Origin of the sequence: Salinisphaera sp. (assembly GCF_035690525.1) — a bacterium.
Classification (GTDB): domain Bacteria; phylum Pseudomonadota; class Gammaproteobacteria; order Nevskiales; family Salinisphaeraceae; genus Salinisphaera.
This window is the reverse complement of record NZ_DASSKM010000001.1, coordinates 1-15,440: the sequence shown is the minus strand read 5'-3', so window position 1 is coordinate 15,440 and position 15,440 is coordinate 1. Positions and strand designations below refer to the sequence as shown.

Sequence of the window (15,440 nt, the reverse complement as noted above, 5' to 3'; positions counted from 1 at the left end):
CGGACTATGCCACGCGCATCGCCGAGGATTTTCGCGATCGCGGCTACAACGTGCTCCTGATCATGGATTCATTGACCCGCTACGCCATGGCCCAGCGCGAGATCGCGCTCGCGATCGGCGAGCCGCCGGCAACCAAGGGCTATCCGCCGTCGGTGTTCGCCCGCCTGCCGACGCTGGTCGAGCGCGCCGGCAACGCCGAGGCCGGCGGCGGCTCGATCACCGCTTTTTATACGGTGCTCACCGAAGGCGACGACCAGCAGGACCCGATCGCCGATGCCGCGCGCGCCATTCTGGACGGCCATTTTGTGCTCTCCAGGCACCTCGCCGAGGCCGGCCACTATCCGGCGATCGATATCGAAGCCTCGATAAGCCGCGCAATGACGGCGCTTATCGACGAAACGCAGCTCGCGCGCGTGCAGTACTTTAAACGCATGTTCTCGCGCTACGAGCGCAGCCGGGACCTGATCGCCGTGGGCGCCTATGCCGCCGGCAGCGATCCGACCCTGGACACGGCCATCGCGCTTCACCCGCGCATGGAAGAGTTTCTGCAACAGGGCATCGGCGAACGCAGCGACCACGATTCAGCGTGCGCCTGGCTGGCCGATCTCGTTGCCGGTAACGAGGTGTCGTCATGAATCAATCCTCGCTTGATGCGCTAATCGAACTCGCTACCGAGAAACGCGACGCCGCGGCGATCGCGCTCGGCAACCTACAGAGCGAATACGCGCGCAACCAGTCGCAACTCGACGCGCTGGTCGCCTATCGCGCCGAATACGGCGAGCGCCTGGCGCGGGCGATGGCCGACGGCTTGTCCATGCATCAGCTGGACAACGATCAGCGTTTTCTGGCCGCGCTCGACGGGGCGGTCGCTCAGCAGGAGCGCCTGGTCGCCGCCATCCGAAACCGGCTGGCCGACGGCAAGACGCGCTGGCAGGACCGCCAGCGACGGCTGAAATCCTTCGATACGCTGGCCAAGCGCCGGCGCGCGGGCGAAGCGAGACAAGAGGCCCGGCGGGAACAACGGGATAACGACGAAGCCGCCGGGCGCACCTCGCGCCGGGCCAACGGCTGATCGAGTAAAGAAAAAGGGGGGGCCATGGCGATCGACCTGGGGGCACTGAGCGGCAGCGCGAAAAGCGCGCCGCCGACAACCGACGCGAGCACTAAAACGGCGAAGGACGGCGACACCGATTTCTCGCGCACGCTGGCGGCTTCCCGCGCCTCGCACGAGCGCGACAGCGATGCGGCGCCGGCCGGCCGGCCGGCGCGCGACAACAAGGCCGACGCCGGACAAACAACGCATAGCGATGCTGAAAACCGTACCCGGCCGCACAACAAGAGCGCCGCGAACGCGCCGCGGGACGATGGCAAAAACCCGTCGACCGAAAAATCGGCCGACAAACCCGAGGACGACGCCGGCCGCGCCGATCTCGTGCGTCGCCGATTGAGCTCGGTCTCGCTGCTCGCCGAACAGCGATCGGCGGAAACGAAACAGACCGGGCGGGCCGCCACGACAGCGCACGCGAAGCCGCCGACCGAAAGCCAGGCCCGGGGCAGCGCCGCCGTCGAGATCGCGGCGCAAACGCCCGGGAACGCGGCCAAGGGCGCGGCGAAGCACGCCGCCGACGACGGCGTGGCCACGCACACGGCGGCCGGCAAGAACAAGACCCCGCGCGGCCGGGCCGACGACACCTCGGACGACCGCGAAACCGGCACCCCGATCGCCGCGCTGATCCAGGCGCCGTTGATCGCGACGACAACGATCAAGCCGGGCGGCCCGAAGACGGTGTCCGTCGACGGTTCGGCCCACGCCCGCCCGGGGGCGGCCGGTTTGCATGTTTCGTGGCAGCAACTGTTCGCCCGCCTCGACGGCAATGCGCAGAACGCTGCGACCGGCGGCCAGGGTCAAGCCCAGAACCAGGCCCGGCAGCAGGCCGGCGGTAACGACCCGGCCCAACTGCTCGCGATTCTGACATCGAACGGCAAAGCCGGCGCGGCAATACCGGACGGCGCCGACGGATCGGCCCGATTCAGCTTCGTGCACGGCGCCGATACGCCGAGCGCGGCCCCGAACAACGCCGCCCTGCCGAGCGGCATGACCGGCCACGGCGTGAGCGCGTCTTCGCACACCGCGAGCGCGGCCGGCGCGAACAACACATCGGCCACGCTCGCCGCGCCGCTGGCCAGCGACGACTGGAACGCCGCGCTCGGCCAGCAGACGCTGCGCCTGAGCCGCTCGGGCCGGCAACAGGCCCAAATTCAACTACACCCGCGCGAGCTGGGTCAGATCAATATCTCGGTCACGGTCAACCACCACAACCAAGCCCAGGTCCATTTCGCGGCCGCCCATGCCCACGTGCGCGACGCGGTCGAGGCGGCGCTGCCGCAGTTGCGCCAGGCGCTGGCCGCGGGCGGTCTGTCGCTCGGCCAGGCATCGGTCGGCGATCAGAACAGCCAAGCGGCGTTCGCCCACGACGACGGACAATCGGAGCGCCGCAGCGGCGAACGCGTCGCACAAGCGGGCACGGTGGTCGCGACGGCGACCGCCCCCGGCGCATCGGCGCCGGCGCCCTCGGGTATCGGGCGGCCCGGCGGGATCGACATCTTTGCCTGAACGCCGATCGGCCGATATAGCCCTCTCCGTTCGCCAACGCCAGTCCTGAAAATGACGCAATACGTATCGTTCACTTCGCCCAATCGCCAACAGGGCGTTGCCCGCACGCTCCTGCTGGCGGGCCTGATCGTGCTGGTCGGCATACTTGCCGCCGGCGCCGGCAGCTATTTCTACTTCATGCGGGCCGGCAGCGGGAGCGCCGAGGCCGCCGAGCAGCCTCCGCCCAAGCCGACCTTCGTCAAGGTCGAACCGATGACGGTGAACTTGGACGGCGGCTCGCGCGTGCTCTACATCGGCCTGTCTCTGGCGGTCGCCAACCCGGCCACGGCCGACACGCTGATCGCGCACATGCCGGAGGTGCGCAACCGCATGCTGATCACGCTCAGCGACCAGTCCGCCGACGAGCTGACCAGCGCGGCCGGCAAGCGCGCGATCGCCAAGAGCCTGCGCAAAACCCTGCGCGCGGCCTACCGCGAAGACGGTAAGCCGGTGGCGATCGACCGCGTCCTGTTCACCGATTTCATCGTGCAGTAGCCATGGCCGACGACGATATGCTCTCGCAAGCCGAGATCGACTCCCTGCTCAACGGGGTGAGCGGCGAGGACGAACCGGCCGAGAAGAAAACCGACGCCAGCGGCAAGCGCATCCGCGTTTTCGACCCGGCCACCCAGCAACGGGTGGTGCGCGGCCGGCTGCATACGCTGGACATCATCAACGAGCGTTTCGCCCGTGATTTTCGTATGTCGCTGTTCAACCTGATCCGGCGCAGCGCCGATATCACCGTCGATTCGGTCAAGATCCAGCCCTACAGCGAGTTCACCCGCAATCTGCCGGTGCCGGCGAATATCAATCTGATTTCCATGAAGCCGCTACGCGGCAACGCGCTGATCGTGTTTCCGCCGAACATGGTGTTTCTGGTCGTCGACAGCCTGTTCGGCGGCGACGGGCGGTTCCTCACCCGTTCGGAAGGCCGCGAATTCACGCATACCGAACAACGCATCATCGGCCGGCTGCTCAAGCTCGCGCTGGAGAGCTACGATCAGGGCTGGCGCAGCGTCTATCCGCTGGATCTGGAATTCCAGCGCGCCGAGATGCAGGTGCGCTTCGCCAATATCACCACCTCGCCGAACGAGATGGTGGTCAACACGACGTTTCATCTCGAGGTCGGCGCCTTCGGCGCGGACTTCAATATCTGTATCCCCTACGCGATGATCGAGCCGATCCGCGAGATCCTCACCAACACGGCCCTGCAAAAGGCCGACCCCGACGAGCAGCGCGCCCGGGCCGAGCGCCTGGCCGGCAAGGTCGAGCGCAGCCACATAGCGCTGACCGCGGATTTCACCACCATCACCTCCACCATCGGCCGCCTGAGTCGGCTCGCCGTCGGCGACGTATTGGCCATCGAATTGCCCGACGAAGTCACCGCCCGGGTCGACGACGTACCGGTGTTCGCCGCCGCCTACGGCCGTCTGGACGGCCGTAAGGCGCTGCGCATCACACGCATGATCGACCACGCTTCGAAGGATATGTCCCAGGACACCCAGCCATGACTGACTCACCCAAAGACCACGACACCGACACCGACCAGAGCGGTACCGACGACGCCTGGGCCGAAGCGCTGGCCGAACAGGCCGCCACCGAACAAGCGCCGCCTGCCGACAACGACAAAGACGATGACGCCGGCGCGGCCTGGGCCGAGGCCATGGCCGAACAACGCCAAACCGAAGACGCGGCGCCGACCGAGCCCGCCGCTGCCGCCGCCTCGGGCGCCGGCGCCCGGGCCGCGGGCGAGACCGTGTTCAAGCCGCTGGCGGACGAGACGGGCCCGGCTTCACCGCGCGATCTAGACATGATCATGGAGATCCCGGTCACGCTGTCGGTCGAGCTCGGCTCGACCCGGCTGTCGATCCGTGAGCTGCTGGATCTGGCCAAGGGCTCGATCGTCGAACTCGACGGTCTGGCCGGCGAGCCGATGGACATCCTGATCAACGGCTATCTGGTCGCCCAGGGCGAGGTCGTGGTGGTCGAGGACAAATACGGCATCCGCATCACCGAAATCGTCGACCGCGCCGAGCGCATCGGCAAGCTCAATCGATGAACGACACGGGCGTGAACGTCCGCACGGCCTCGCACCCGCCGGGGGCCATCGCGCCTTCATGGTTCGATCAGGCGCAGGCCGCAGAGCACGATAATGCGGCGACGGCGACGCAAGCCGCAACCGATGCAAGCACGCCCGCCGGCGGCGGCGGCGGCGGCGATTTGCCGGCCGACCTGATCGGGCGAACCTCGATCGCGCTGATCGCGGTGATCGCGGTGATCCTGATTTGCGCCTGGGCGCTCAAGCGGCTCGGCTTCCAACGTGACCGGGCCAGCCGATCGCTGCCGATCGTGGCGTCGCGCAGCCTGGGCCAACGCGAGCGCGTGGTGATCGTCGAAGTCGAGGACGAATGGCTGGTGCTCGGTGTAACACCGCAGAACATCACCGCGCTGCATCGCCGCCCGGCACCGGACGACCGGGCGCCGGTGGATACGATCGGCGGACCGGGCGTGGGCAAGCGGCCGACCTTCGGCCAGGCCCTAAACCAGGCCCTGACGGCCAACATCGCCCGGCTGACCGGGCGGACCCCGCGATGAGGCGACTGCCAGCTCTGGTACTCGTTCTAATATTCGGCCTGCTGCTGACCGGCACCGCCGCGGCCCAGACCGGCGGCGGCTCCGGCCTGCCCGGCGTGATCAGCCAGCCGTTGGCCGGCGGCGGCACCGAATGGACCGTGTCGGTCCAGACGCTGGTGCTGTTCACCGCGCTCGCGTTTTTGCCGGCGGTGCTGCTGCTGATGACCGGGTTCACCCGCATCATCATCGTGCTCAGCCTGATGCGCAGCGCGCTGGGCACGCCCACCGCGCCGCCGAACCAGGTGTTGCTAGGCCTGGCGCTGTTCCTCACGTTTTTCGTGATGTCGCCGGTTTTTCACAAAGTCTACGAAGTCGCCTACCGGCCGCTGACCAACAACGAGATCACCTTTCAACAAGCGTTGGCACGCGGCGCGCAGCCGATGCGCGACTTCATGCTGCGTCAGACCCGCGAGCCGGATATCGCCATGTTCGCCAACCTCGGCGACGTGGGGCCTATTCAAACACCGGCCGATACGCCGATGCGGGTGCTGCTGCCGGCGTTCGTGACCAGCGAGCTCAAGACCGCCTTCCAAATCGGCTTCACCATCTTCATACCATTTCTGGTGATCGATCTGGTGGTGGCCAGCGTGCTTATGTCGCTGGGCATGATGATGGTGCCGCCGGCCACGATTTCGCTGCCGTTCAAGCTGATGCTGTTCGTGCTGGTGGACGGCTGGACCCTGCTCGTCGGCTCGCTGGCCAATAGTTTTTTCTAGCGCTAGCAAAGGCATTTTATCCGCAGATGAACGCAGATGGACTCTAATTAACGTTTGAAAATTTATCGGCTTCTAGACGTAGGTCGGATTAGCGCGCAGCGCGTAATCCGACGCCAAACGCAGGTTCGCAGTCGTATTCTGTCGGATTACGGCTAAAGCCTAATCCGACCTACGCGAACTGGCCAAAATTTTTCTAGGCATCCGAAATATTAAAAGACATTTATCCGCAGATGGACACAGATACACGCAGATAAAAATCAAATAACGCTTGAATATATTTATTGAACATTTAGTTTGGATTTTAAGCGCTTGAGCATCGTTCGTTCACAAAGCCATCTGCGTTCGTCTGCGTCCATCTGCGGATTAATTCCTGAAAGAGCGTCGGTACCAAGAATTAAAACAAACGCACGTAACAGGAAAAACGTCATAACGCCACAAACCGTGACGAATCTGGTTTATCAAGACATGAAGCTAAGGCATTTTATCCGCAGATACACGCAGATTAACGCAGATGCGTTGGTAGGACTGTTTTATTTGGATACTCCTCGCCTGTTTGGGCGCCCTTAAAATCACTCAAAACAATAATTTAATCTTCTCTGTATTTATCTGCGTCCATCTGCGTTGATCTGCGGATAAATTTTTTAAAAAGAACTTCCCGCCAAAATTAGGAAAACGCTGCAAAGCGCGTTGCGAGGGGAAACGTCATGACGCCACAAACCGTGATGAATCTGGCCTATCAGGGCATGAAACTGACGCTGATGATGGCCGGGCCGTTGCTGGGCGCGGCCCTGCTGGTCGGTCTGCTGATCAGCCTGTTTCAGGCCGCCACCCAGATCAACGAGATGACGCTGTCGTTCATCCCCAAGATCCTGGCGGTGTTCGTGGTGCTGATCATCGCCGGGCCGTGGCTGATCGGCGAAATCAGCGATTTCACCCGCCAGTTGTTCCTGCACATACCGAACATGGTTCGATAATCGGATCGCGCGCGGGATGATCGATTTCACCAGCGGCCAGCTCACCGGCTGGATCATGCTCGTGTTCTGGCCGTTCGTGCGTCTGCTGGCGTTCGTGGCGGCCGCTCCGGTGTTCGGTGAGAGCATGGTGCCCCGGCGGGTGAAAATCGGGTTGGCCGGTCTGTTGGCGTTCGTGATCGCGCCCAACCTCGGGCCGATTCCCGACGTGCCGCCGGTCTCGTTCGCCGGCGCCTGGCTGATCGTCCAACAAGTGGTGATCGGCCTCGCGCTGGGCCTCGTCATGCGGCTGGCCTTCGGCGTGGTGCAGTCGACCGGGGCGTTCATCGGCATGCAGATGGGGCTCGGCTTCGCCTCGTTTTATTCGCCGGCGATCGGCGCCAACACGGTCGTGTTGGGCCGGTTGCTCAACACCTTCGCCATGCTGTTGTTTCTGGCCTTTAACGGCCATCTGGTACTGATCGATATCCTGACCCGCAGCTTTACCTTGCTACCGATCGGCGCGGGCGAGTTCCACGCCGACGGCTGGATGCTCGCCGCGCGCACCGGCGCGATCATCTTTACCGCCGGCGTGAGCCTGGCGTTGCCGCTGATCGCCACCTTGCTGACCATCAACATGGCCATGGGCATCCTGAACCGGGCCTCGCCGCAGCTATCGATCTTCTCCATCGGCTTTCCGATGACGCTGCTGGCCGGCCTGATCGTGCTGACCTTCCTTACGCCCGACCTTGGCCTCTTTCTTCATCGGCTGTTCGACACCCTGTTCGGGCGCATGCTGGATATCGTCGCCGCGCTCGCCGGGCCCGGCGCTATTTCTGGCTGAACAGCGACATCTGCTGCACGCTCATAAACGTCTGCCGGGAAGCTTGTAGTGCCACCCGGGCGAGCGAAAAATCGGAGATCGCCGAAACCCAGTCTATGTCGCGCAGATTGGAGATGTTCTGCTTGTAGGTCACGTTCTGCGTTTCGCCCACGCTGTCCAGATTATCGAGTTCGTTGAGCCTGGTGCCGAGATCCGAACGCACCGACAACACGTTGTCGAGCGCGTTGTCGACCTGGCGATTGGCGCGATTGACGGTATTGGTGAACCGCGCCTGGGCGGCGTCGCTGTCGATCGGCTGGCGCAGCACATCCACGGCGTGGGCCAGTGCGTTCAGGATATTGCTGTCCGAATCGGCGCCCTTGGCGAAGGTATAGCTGTCGCCGTCGGCCGGCTCGCCCTCGATCGTGGTCTGCAGACCGTTCCCGAGCGCGATCGTCTGACCGGATTGATAGGCCGCATTGTTGATCAGCGTGTCCCCGGTTGTACTGTCGACGACGCTGTAGGTGGCGTCGGCGCCGTTGCCGGAGAAAGTCAGCTTGAATCGATGGCCGTAGTCGTCGGCGTCCGCGGCCACGACATCCAGCGAGCTGTAAGTACTGCTGCCTTGGTTGCCCTGGTCCGCGGTCGCGATATAGGTGGCGCTGGCGGTGGTGGCGGCAAAGACCGCCAAACCGGAATCGTTGGCCCGCATGGTTCGCGAACTGTCGACCTGCAACTCACGCTGACCATTGTCGCCGTTATAGACCAGATTGCCGGCGCTGCCGGTGAACGGCGTTTGGCCGGATTTGAAGCCGGCGAAGATATAGTCGCCGCTGCCGTCCTTGGCGTTGGCGGCCGACAGCATCTGCTGATATATGCCCTCCAATTCATTCGCGTACGACTCGCGATCCGCGTCGCTCAACGTGCCGTTGGCCGCGGCGACCAGCGTTTGCTTGGCCGCGGTTAATCCATCGGTCACTTGATTGAGCTGGTTCTCCTCGGAGGAGAGCTGGATTTCCAGCGTCGCCCGGGTCGCGGCGTATTGCTCGTTGATCCGCTTCGCCTGCTGCAGATTGAGCACCTGCGCGGCGCCGCGGGGATCGTCCGAGGGCTTGGTGATGCGCTTCTGGGTCGCTATTTGCTGGCCGATCTTCGAGACGCGCGACTGCTGGTCGAGTATCGACTGGGTGCCGATCGCATAGATGGTGTTGGTGCTCAGACGCATGGCGATATCCGGTTAGCGGCCAAGGCTCAGTACCGTGTCGAACACGGTCGACGCGGTCTGGATGACACGGGCGTTGGCTTGATACATCTGTCGGTAGTACAGGAGGTTGACATACGCTTCGTCGAGGTTGACGCCGGAGACCGATTGCTGCGCCTGGCGGAGCTCGTCGGTCAGCGCGTTTTCGGAATCGGAATTGACCTGCAGCGACTGGGTCTGGTTGCCGATGTCGCCGACCAGTTGCGCATAGTTTTCGGAAAAGCTGCGTTTGCCTTCGACCACGTCGGCCTGTTGCAGCGCCGCCAGCGCGTTGGCGTTGGTGTTGTCGCCCGGGCTGCCGTCCTGGCCGGCCGCCAGCTTGGCCGGATCGGAGATGGCGACCGAGAACGACGCGGCGGCGTCATCGAGCGGGCGGACCGTGAACACGTCGCCCTCGTCGGGCGCCCCCGAGATCGTCACCTCGAGCCCGCCGAAGGACAGGGTATTCGTGGCGCTGTCGAAGTCGGTATCCACACTCGAGCCGTCGCCCGCGCGCGTGACTTCATAATCGCCGGCGGCGTTGTACTCGATACGGTAATTGTCGGCGGTCACGCGCTCGCTCTGGCCCGCGGCGAAAGCGACCGATGCGGTTGCGGCACCGGTGTTGTTCTCGCTCGCGTACACCTTTGGCTGGCCGGTAGCGAACAGCGCCGTGCCGGGATCGCCGGCAAGATCGGTGCCCTGTTTATGCTGCGCATTGACCGCGACCGCCAGATCGTGTGCGGTCTGGCCGAGCTTGGCCCGGGCCGGCGCCAGCGAATCGGCCGCGAACGACAGCAGACCGCTGATCTCGCCGCCGGTGACGCGATCGCTGGGAATCACGCGTGTGCTGCCGTCGGCGCTGACATAGCCCAGACGCTGGCGGGTGGGGTCGTCGGGATCGGTAACGGTGGTCAACCGATGACTGCCGTTGGCGTCGACCAGCGCTTGGCCGCCAACGGTGAGGTTGTAGCTGCCGTCGTCGTTCTTGGTGACGTCGACGTTGATTAGCTTGGCCGTTTCGGCAACCAGTTGATCGCGCTGGTCGAGAAGATCGTTCGGCGGTTGGCCGGTGCGGGCCTGGGTCACCGTGATCTGCTTATTGAGCGCGGCGATTTGGGATGCGTTGTTGTTGACCTCGTCCACCGCGCCCGCGATCCGCTTGTCCACCGCATCGCCCATATCCGACAGCGTCGAGGCGAACGAGCGAAACCGGCTGGCCATATCCCGGGCATCGCCCAGCACGGCGTTGCGCGCCGAGGAATCCTCGGGCGAACCGGCCAAGGTGGCCAGGCTATCGAAAAAATCCTGGATGCGCGGCGCCAGTCCGGCGTCGCTGTCGCCCAGCAGATTATCGATCTGCGAGATCTGATTCAGATGGCTTTCGGTGGCCGAGGCTGTGGACTGGGCGTCGTTGAGCTGGGCGGTGAGGAACTGGGCGTACTGGCGCTGGATGCCGGTCACCGTCACGCCGCCGCCGCCGCCATTCGAGTTCGCGACTTCGGCCAGCAGCGCTCTACGCCGGGTATAGCCCGGCGTGTTGACGTTGCTGATGTTGTTGCTGGTGGTCGTCAGACCGGCCTGGGCAGCGCCGAGGCCCGACAGGCCGATTCCGAACAGATTGGACATGACGGCGGTGTTCCTCTTGTCGGCTCGCGATCAATGGCCGCTATATAAGAGTCAACGGCAGCCGGCAATGAAACTTGAGCCCGGTCATCAAATCAACGGCCCGCTAGGCGATGCCATATCGACCACCGCGCCGCCGGCATCGGCGAACAAGCCGCCCGGCACCTCCGCCGGGATGGATTTCATCACCGCGACCAGCTTGTCGGCATAGTCGGGATCGGTTGCGTAGCCGCCATCCTGGAGCGCGCGCGCAGCCGCTTCGGGCGTGTCGGCCCGACGCGCTGCGGCATAGCGCGGCGAGGAATCGATCAGCCGCGCATAGTCGGAAAATGCCTGATCGTAGGAATCGTAGACCCGAAAGCCCGCCCGGGTGGCCCGCATGGCGCCGTCGGCGTATTCATGGGTGACGACCTCGGTGGCCGCGCCGTCCCAGCCGTCGGCCTTGATATTGAAGACGTTGAAGCTAGGCGCGCCGTTATCGGTGGTGATCTCGTGCCGGCCCCAGCCGGTCTCGAGCGCGGCCTGGGCGAGGATCAGACGCGCCGACAGACCGGTACGACCCGCGGCCATCGCGGCCGGCGCCTGTAGGCGTTGGACGAAATCGCGAACGTGCGCGGGCGCCAAGTCGCTGTCGAGCGGCGCGTCGCCGAACGATAGCAGCGGCGCGCGGCCGGCACGGGCCGGGTCGATTATCGGCGCCGTCTCGCGGGCTGCCGCCGCGATTTTCTGCGGGCTCGCGGGCATCGCGGCTTCACGCTGGGCCCGGATCGAGGCCAGCGACTCCGAGGGCGCCAGCGCCCGCGGCGTGGCCTGCGCGATCTTCGGCGCGGATCCCGCCTGGCCGTCGCTATGCGCATCGGCGCCGCCGACATGCCCGATGAGCTGTTTTTCCAGCATATCGGCCAGGCCCATGCCGCGCTGCGCCAGGGTTTGCGACCACTGCGCGTCCATCATGTCCTGATACTGCTTGTCGACCGTGGAGTCGCCCAGCAGATGCGATTGCGGGATCGCCGCGCGCATACTCGACAGCATCTCTTTGATGAACATGGCCTCGAACTGCTGCGCGACCTTGTGCACGCCGCCGTCGGATTGCTGCGACGCGGTGTACTTGAGCTTTTGGATCGCGGAGACGTCGTAGGCGAACGCAGCGCTGACGGAGGGCACGGTCATCAGATCACCTCCAGATCGGCGTTGAGCGCGCCCGCGGCCTTCAACGCCTCGAGAATCGCCATCAGATCCACCGGGGTCGCGCCCAGCCGGTTCAAGGCGTTGATGACCTGTCGCAGCGACGTGCTCCGCGGCACATAATTGAGCGAGCCGTCGCCCTGCTGGACGTTGATATCGGCATTGGGCAACACGACGGTCCGGCCGCCCGAAAAAGCGTTCGGCTGCGACACGATCGGGTTGGAATCGATGGTCACCGACAGGCTGCCGTGGGCGACCGCCGCCGGGTCGAGCGTAACCCGACCGTTCATCACCACCGAGCCGGTGCGCGAATTCAGGATCACGCGCGGCTCGGGCGTACCCGGCCGGACCTGGATATTCTGGATCGCGGCCATGAAGGCGACCGTCGAACCGACATCCGGCGGTATTGCGATCGAAACCAGGCGCGAATTCATGGCGGTCGCGATCGAGCGGCCGAACCGATTGTTCACGGCCTGCATGGCGCGGGTGGCGGTGGCGAAATCGGCGTCCTTCAATTCCAGGTCGATGGTGCCGTTGGCGGCGAAGTTGGAATCGACCGTGCGCTCGACCACCGCGCCCTCGGGAATACGCCCGGCCGCGGTCTGGTTGACCTGCACGCTCGAACCCGCGGCTTCCACGCTCAACCCCGGCGCCAGCACATTGCCCTGGGCCAACGCATAAATCTTGCCGTCGGCGCCCTTGAGCGGCGTCATCAGCAATGTACCGCCGGTCAGGCTGTCGGCGTTGCCGATCGAGGATACGGTCACGCTGATGTACTGACCGGTGGCGGCGAACGCCGGCAGATCGGCGGTGACCATCACCGCCGCCACGTTCTTCAGCTGCATATTACTGCCGCCGGCCACGGTCACGCCCAACTGGGTGAGCATGTTGCGCACCGCCTGGCCGGTAAACGGCGTCTGGGTGGTCTGGTCGCCGGTATTGTTCAACCCGACCACCAAACCGTACCCGACCAACGGGTTGGAGCGCACGCCGTCGAAGGTGGCGATATCGCCGAGCCGTTGGGCGCTGGCCGGAACCGAGATCGCCAGCACCAGCAGCATCGTGATCAGCGCGAATGCGCCGGCCCGAATGATCCCCCCTTTCATCGCGGTCTCCATCCTGGCTAAAGCGGCGAAATATTCAGCAGCACACGCTGCAGCCAGCCCATGTGCTGGGCCTCGGCGATATAGCCGTCGCCGTAGTACTCCAGGCGCGCGTTGGCGACCTGGGTCGACGTGATCGTGCTGTCGGCACTGATCATGCGCGGATTGACCACGCCCGAGAACAACAGATATTCGGTGCCCTGATTGATACCGATGCGCTTCTCGCCCGCCACCTTAAGATTGCCGTTGGCCAGCACCTGCATGACCGTGACCGTAATCTTGCCGGTGAAGGTGTTCGAGGCGTTGGCATCCCCCGAACCCTGGAAGCCGTTAGAGCCCGACAGATCGGTGGTTTGGTCGCCGAGCCAGTCGCCGAGCACGTCCGGCACCGCGGTCGGACTGAAACCGACCGAGCCGTCGCGGCTGGCATTGGACCCCGAGGATTTCGTGGCCGCCAGATCCTCGTTCAGGACCACGGTCAGAATATCCCCCACTTGGCGCGGACGCCGGTCCTCGAACAGCGGCTTGTTGTACGCCGCCTGGAAGATCGAGCCGTTGCTCGCCGGCGTGGGCGGCGGCAGCGGCTTGGCCTTGGTCGGCCCGGTCACGATGTCGTGCCGCGGCAGCTGTGCACAGGCGCCGAGCACGCCGACCAGCGCGACGGCCGCGATCAAACGCGCCGGCCGACTCATGTTGCGTAATTTACGCACGGCGCCCTGCCCGATTAAAGCTGCGCCAGACGCTGCAGCATCTGGTCAGAGGTTTCCACCGCCTTGGAGTTGATCTCGTAGGCGCGCTGGGTGGCGATCATGTTCACCATTTCCTCGACCACGTTGACGTTCGAGGTCTCGACGTATTTCTGGCGCAGCAGACCGGCGCCGTTCACGCCCGGCGGATTGTCGTTGCGCGGGCCCGACGAGGTGGTTTCCTTGTACAGATTGTTACCGATACTCTGCAGGCCGGCCGGATTGATGAAAGTCGACAACTGCATCTGGCCGATTTCATTGGACGCGGTAGAGCCCGGCTGGGTGACGGAAACGGTGCCGTCCGGCGCGATGCTGATCGACAGCGCGTTCTCCGGCACCACGATGCCGGGCTCGATCGGGAAACCCGTAGCCGTGACCAACTGGCCGTTCTGATCGAGCTGGAAACTGCCGTCGCGGGTATAGGCGGTGCTGCCGTCAGGCATCTGGACCGCAAACAAGCCCTTGCCCTCGATCGCCACGTCCTTGGAGTTGCCCGTCTGCTCGAGGCTTCCCTGCGTGTGCAGCCGTTCGTTGGCCACTTGCTGCACGCCCGAGCCGATCTGCAGGCCCGACGGCAGGTTGGTCTGCACCGACGACGCGGCGCCGGGCTGACGGATATCCTGATACAGCAAATCCTGAAATACCGCCCGCGAACGCTTGAAGCCGTTGGTCGAGACGTTGGCCAGATTGTTGGAAATAGTGTCGAGCTTGGCCTGCTGGCTTTCCAGGCCGGTCTTGGCGATCCAGAGCGATCGGATCATGAGTTGTCCCCTCGTACGTTGGCGATCGCCGGCGGCGATCGCAGCGGCCGCAAGCTGGGCCGGGTTAGCTCACATCGAGCAGTTTATTGGCGTCACGGGCGTTTTCGTCGGCCAGCGACAGCATCTTCATCTGCATCTCGAACTGGCGCGCATCGCCGATCATGCTGACCATGGCCTCGGTCGCCGAAACGTTGCTGCCTTCCAGCGCTCCGGGCGCCACGCGCACCGTACCGTCCGCGCGCAACGGCCCCGCCGGTCCGCCATTGGGCGCGATCGCGTGGAACAGCCCGTCGCCGCCGCGGATCACGGCGTTGTCGCCCGAGGCGGCCAGCTTGAGCTGGCCGACCTGGGACACCGTGTTCGGCTCCGCGCCGCCGCCCAACGCCGAAATCGTGCCGTCGGCGGCGATCGTGATCGTGGCATTGAGCGGCAGCACGATCGGCCGCCCGTTGCTGGACAATACCGGATGGCCGCCGCTCTTCAGCAGGCCGGTGGCATCGATCTGCAGATTGCCGTTGCGGGTATAGGCCTCGCTGCCGTCATCGGCCTGCACGGCCAGCCAGCCCGGGCCGTCAATGGCCACGTCCAGATTGCGTCCGGTATGCCGGATCGGGCCCGGCGACAGATCCGCCCGCGGCGTCGTCTCGGCGGTGATCACCCGGGTCGCCAGGCCCGAACCGTTGACCGGAACGGCGCGATACGCCGACAACTGAGCCTTGAAGCCGATGGTCGAGACGTTGGCCAGATTGTTGGCCATCACCGACTGACGATCCAGAATCTGGCTCGCCCCGGACAGGGCCGTATAGATCAAGCGATCCATGGCATCACCCTATTATCAATGTAGCAACAAAACAGCCGAAAAATCGGCTGTTTTCAACGCCTCGCCAAATCCAGGCCGGCGCATGTCCGGCCTGGATTTGACAAGGCTTCGCGGCTTGACGCCGCGGCGGCCCGCTTGCGCGGTCCGCTTTATTAAGCCGATGGTCGTTCATCTATTTTGATG

16 protein-coding genes and 1 pseudogene are annotated in these 15,440 nt (G+C 64.6%); 10 read left to right on the top strand and 7 right to left on the bottom strand.

Translation table 11 applies throughout. The features are described 5' to 3' along the window. The 10 genes and pseudogenes from fliI to fliR form a co-directional block, all read left to right on the top strand. A pseudogene (fliI, locus tag VFJ08_RS00085) lies at positions 1–635 on the top strand (flagellum-specific ATP synthase FliI); the annotation flags it as partial. Then, positions 632–1,072, top strand: a complete 441-nt coding sequence (fliJ, locus tag VFJ08_RS00080) for a flagellar export protein FliJ (protein ID WP_324993886.1) — start codon at positions 632–634, stop codon at positions 1,070–1,072. The pseudogene fliI and the gene fliJ, both read left to right, overlap by 4 nt. Positions 1,073–1,096: 24 nt before the next feature. After that, positions 1,097–2,614 (top strand): flagellar hook-length control protein FliK, encoded by a 1,518-nt coding sequence (locus VFJ08_RS00075; protein WP_324993884.1) that lies wholly within the window; start codon positions 1,097–1,099, stop codon positions 2,612–2,614. Between the two features lie 51 nt (positions 2,615–2,665). Beyond that, positions 2,666–3,148: a flagellar basal body-associated protein FliL gene (gene fliL, locus VFJ08_RS00070; protein ID WP_324993882.1), complete on the top strand. Its 483-nt coding sequence runs from the start codon at positions 2,666–2,668 to the stop codon at positions 3,146–3,148. Between the two features lie 2 nt (positions 3,149–3,150). Then, positions 3,151–4,164 (top strand): flagellar motor switch protein FliM, encoded by a 1,014-nt coding sequence (gene fliM / locus VFJ08_RS00065; protein ID WP_324993880.1) that lies wholly within the window; start codon positions 3,151–3,153, stop codon positions 4,162–4,164. Continuing rightward, positions 4,161–4,712 carry a flagellar motor switch protein FliN gene (gene fliN, locus VFJ08_RS00060; protein WP_349256915.1) on the top strand — a complete coding sequence of 184 codons (552 nt, stop codon included), beginning with the start codon at positions 4,161–4,163 and terminating at the stop codon, positions 4,710–4,712. The genes fliM and fliN overlap by 4 nt, the downstream gene beginning before the upstream one ends. Then, positions 4,709–5,248, top strand: coding sequence for a flagellar biosynthetic protein FliO (gene fliO, locus VFJ08_RS00055; protein WP_324993878.1), 540 nt, complete (start codon positions 4,709–4,711; stop codon positions 5,246–5,248). Before fliN ends, fliO begins: the two co-directional genes overlap by 4 nt. Then, positions 5,245–6,003, top strand: coding sequence for a flagellar type III secretion system pore protein FliP (gene fliP / locus VFJ08_RS00050; protein WP_324993876.1), 759 nt, complete (start codon positions 5,245–5,247; stop codon positions 6,001–6,003). Before fliO ends, fliP begins: the two co-directional genes overlap by 4 nt. A 704-nt stretch (positions 6,004–6,707) precedes the next feature. Beyond that, on the top strand, positions 6,708–6,977 hold the full coding sequence (fliQ, locus tag VFJ08_RS00045; RefSeq protein ID WP_324993874.1) for a flagellar biosynthesis protein FliQ: 270 nt from the start codon (positions 6,708–6,710) through the stop codon (positions 6,975–6,977). A 16-nt stretch (positions 6,978–6,993) separates the two neighbouring features. Beyond that, positions 6,994–7,797, top strand: coding sequence for a flagellar biosynthetic protein FliR (fliR, locus tag VFJ08_RS00040; protein ID WP_324993872.1), 804 nt, complete (start codon positions 6,994–6,996; stop codon positions 7,795–7,797). Here the strand turns inward: fliR and flgL are convergent. The 7 genes from flgL to VFJ08_RS00005 form a co-directional block, all read right to left on the bottom strand. Then, positions 7,784–9,001, bottom strand: coding sequence for a flagellar hook-associated protein FlgL (flgL, locus tag VFJ08_RS00035; RefSeq protein ID WP_324993871.1), 1,218 nt, complete (start codon positions 8,999–9,001; stop codon positions 7,784–7,786). The two genes, fliR and flgL, sit on opposite strands and share 14 nt — an antisense overlap. A 12-nt stretch (positions 9,002–9,013) precedes the next feature. After that, positions 9,014–10,645, bottom strand: coding sequence for a flagellar hook-associated protein FlgK (flgK, locus tag VFJ08_RS00030; RefSeq protein ID WP_324993868.1), 1,632 nt, complete (start codon positions 10,643–10,645; stop codon positions 9,014–9,016). Between the two features lie 87 nt (positions 10,646–10,732). After that, entirely contained in the window at positions 10,733–11,812 is a 1,080-nt protein-coding gene (gene flgJ / locus VFJ08_RS00025) for a flagellar assembly peptidoglycan hydrolase FlgJ (protein WP_324993866.1), read from the bottom strand. Continuing rightward, a complete protein-coding gene (locus VFJ08_RS00020) occupies positions 11,812–12,933 on the bottom strand; it encodes a flagellar basal body P-ring protein FlgI (RefSeq protein ID WP_324993864.1) in 1,122 nt (373 codons plus the stop codon). The genes flgJ and VFJ08_RS00020 overlap by 1 nt, the downstream gene beginning before the upstream one ends. Positions 12,934–12,950: 17 nt before the next feature. Next, on the bottom strand, positions 12,951–13,622 hold the full coding sequence (locus VFJ08_RS00015) for a flagellar basal body L-ring protein FlgH (RefSeq protein ID WP_324993862.1): 672 nt from the start codon (positions 13,620–13,622) through the stop codon (positions 12,951–12,953). A 32-nt stretch (positions 13,623–13,654) separates the two neighbouring features. Continuing rightward, positions 13,655–14,437, bottom strand: a complete 783-nt coding sequence (gene flgG, locus VFJ08_RS00010; protein WP_324993860.1) for a flagellar basal-body rod protein FlgG — start codon at positions 14,435–14,437, stop codon at positions 13,655–13,657. Positions 14,438–14,501: 64 nt separating this feature from the next. After that, positions 14,502–15,257 (bottom strand): flagellar basal body rod protein FlgF, encoded by a 756-nt coding sequence (locus VFJ08_RS00005; protein ID WP_324993858.1) that lies wholly within the window; start codon positions 15,255–15,257, stop codon positions 14,502–14,504. Positions 15,258–15,440: the final 183 nt, after the last annotated feature.

Bases quoted from the DNA above. Each gene is read 5' to 3' on its own strand.
- fliP (WP_324993876.1), top strand. From the start codon at position 5,245: ATGAGGCGACTGCCAGCTCTGGTACTCGTTCTAATATTCGGCCTGCTG.
- flgK (WP_324993868.1), bottom strand. From the start codon at position 10,645: ATGTCCAATCTGTTCGGAATCGGCCTGTCGGGCCTCGGCGCTGCCCAG.
- fliN (WP_349256915.1), top strand. From the start codon at position 4,161: ATGACTGACTCACCCAAAGACCACGACACCGACACCGACCAGAGCGGT.
- flgG (WP_324993860.1), bottom strand. From the start codon at position 14,437: ATGATCCGATCGCTCTGGATCGCCAAGACCGGCCTGGAAAGCCAGCAG.
- fliR (WP_324993872.1), top strand. From the start codon at position 6,994: ATGATCGATTTCACCAGCGGCCAGCTCACCGGCTGGATCATGCTCGTG.
- fliL (WP_324993882.1), top strand. From the start codon at position 2,666: ATGACGCAATACGTATCGTTCACTTCGCCCAATCGCCAACAGGGCGTT.
- fliM (WP_324993880.1), top strand. From the start codon at position 3,151: ATGGCCGACGACGATATGCTCTCGCAAGCCGAGATCGACTCCCTGCTC.
- VFJ08_RS00005 (WP_324993858.1), bottom strand. From the start codon at position 15,257: ATGGATCGCTTGATCTATACGGCCCTGTCCGGGGCGAGCCAGATTCTG.
- flgL (WP_324993871.1), bottom strand. From the start codon at position 9,001: ATGCGTCTGAGCACCAACACCATCTATGCGATCGGCACCCAGTCGATA.
- flgJ (WP_324993866.1), bottom strand. From the start codon at position 11,812: ATGACCGTGCCCTCCGTCAGCGCTGCGTTCGCCTACGACGTCTCCGCG.
- VFJ08_RS00075 (WP_324993884.1), top strand. From the start codon at position 1,097: ATGGCGATCGACCTGGGGGCACTGAGCGGCAGCGCGAAAAGCGCGCCG.
- VFJ08_RS00015 (WP_324993862.1), bottom strand. From the start codon at position 13,622: ATGAGTCGGCCGGCGCGTTTGATCGCGGCCGTCGCGCTGGTCGGCGTG.
- VFJ08_RS00020 (WP_324993864.1), bottom strand. From the start codon at position 12,933: ATGAAAGGGGGGATCATTCGGGCCGGCGCATTCGCGCTGATCACGATG.
- fliO (WP_324993878.1), top strand. From the start codon at position 4,709: ATGAACGACACGGGCGTGAACGTCCGCACGGCCTCGCACCCGCCGGGG.
- fliJ (WP_324993886.1), top strand. From the start codon at position 632: ATGAATCAATCCTCGCTTGATGCGCTAATCGAACTCGCTACCGAGAAA.
- fliQ (WP_324993874.1), top strand. From the start codon at position 6,708: ATGACGCCACAAACCGTGATGAATCTGGCCTATCAGGGCATGAAACTG.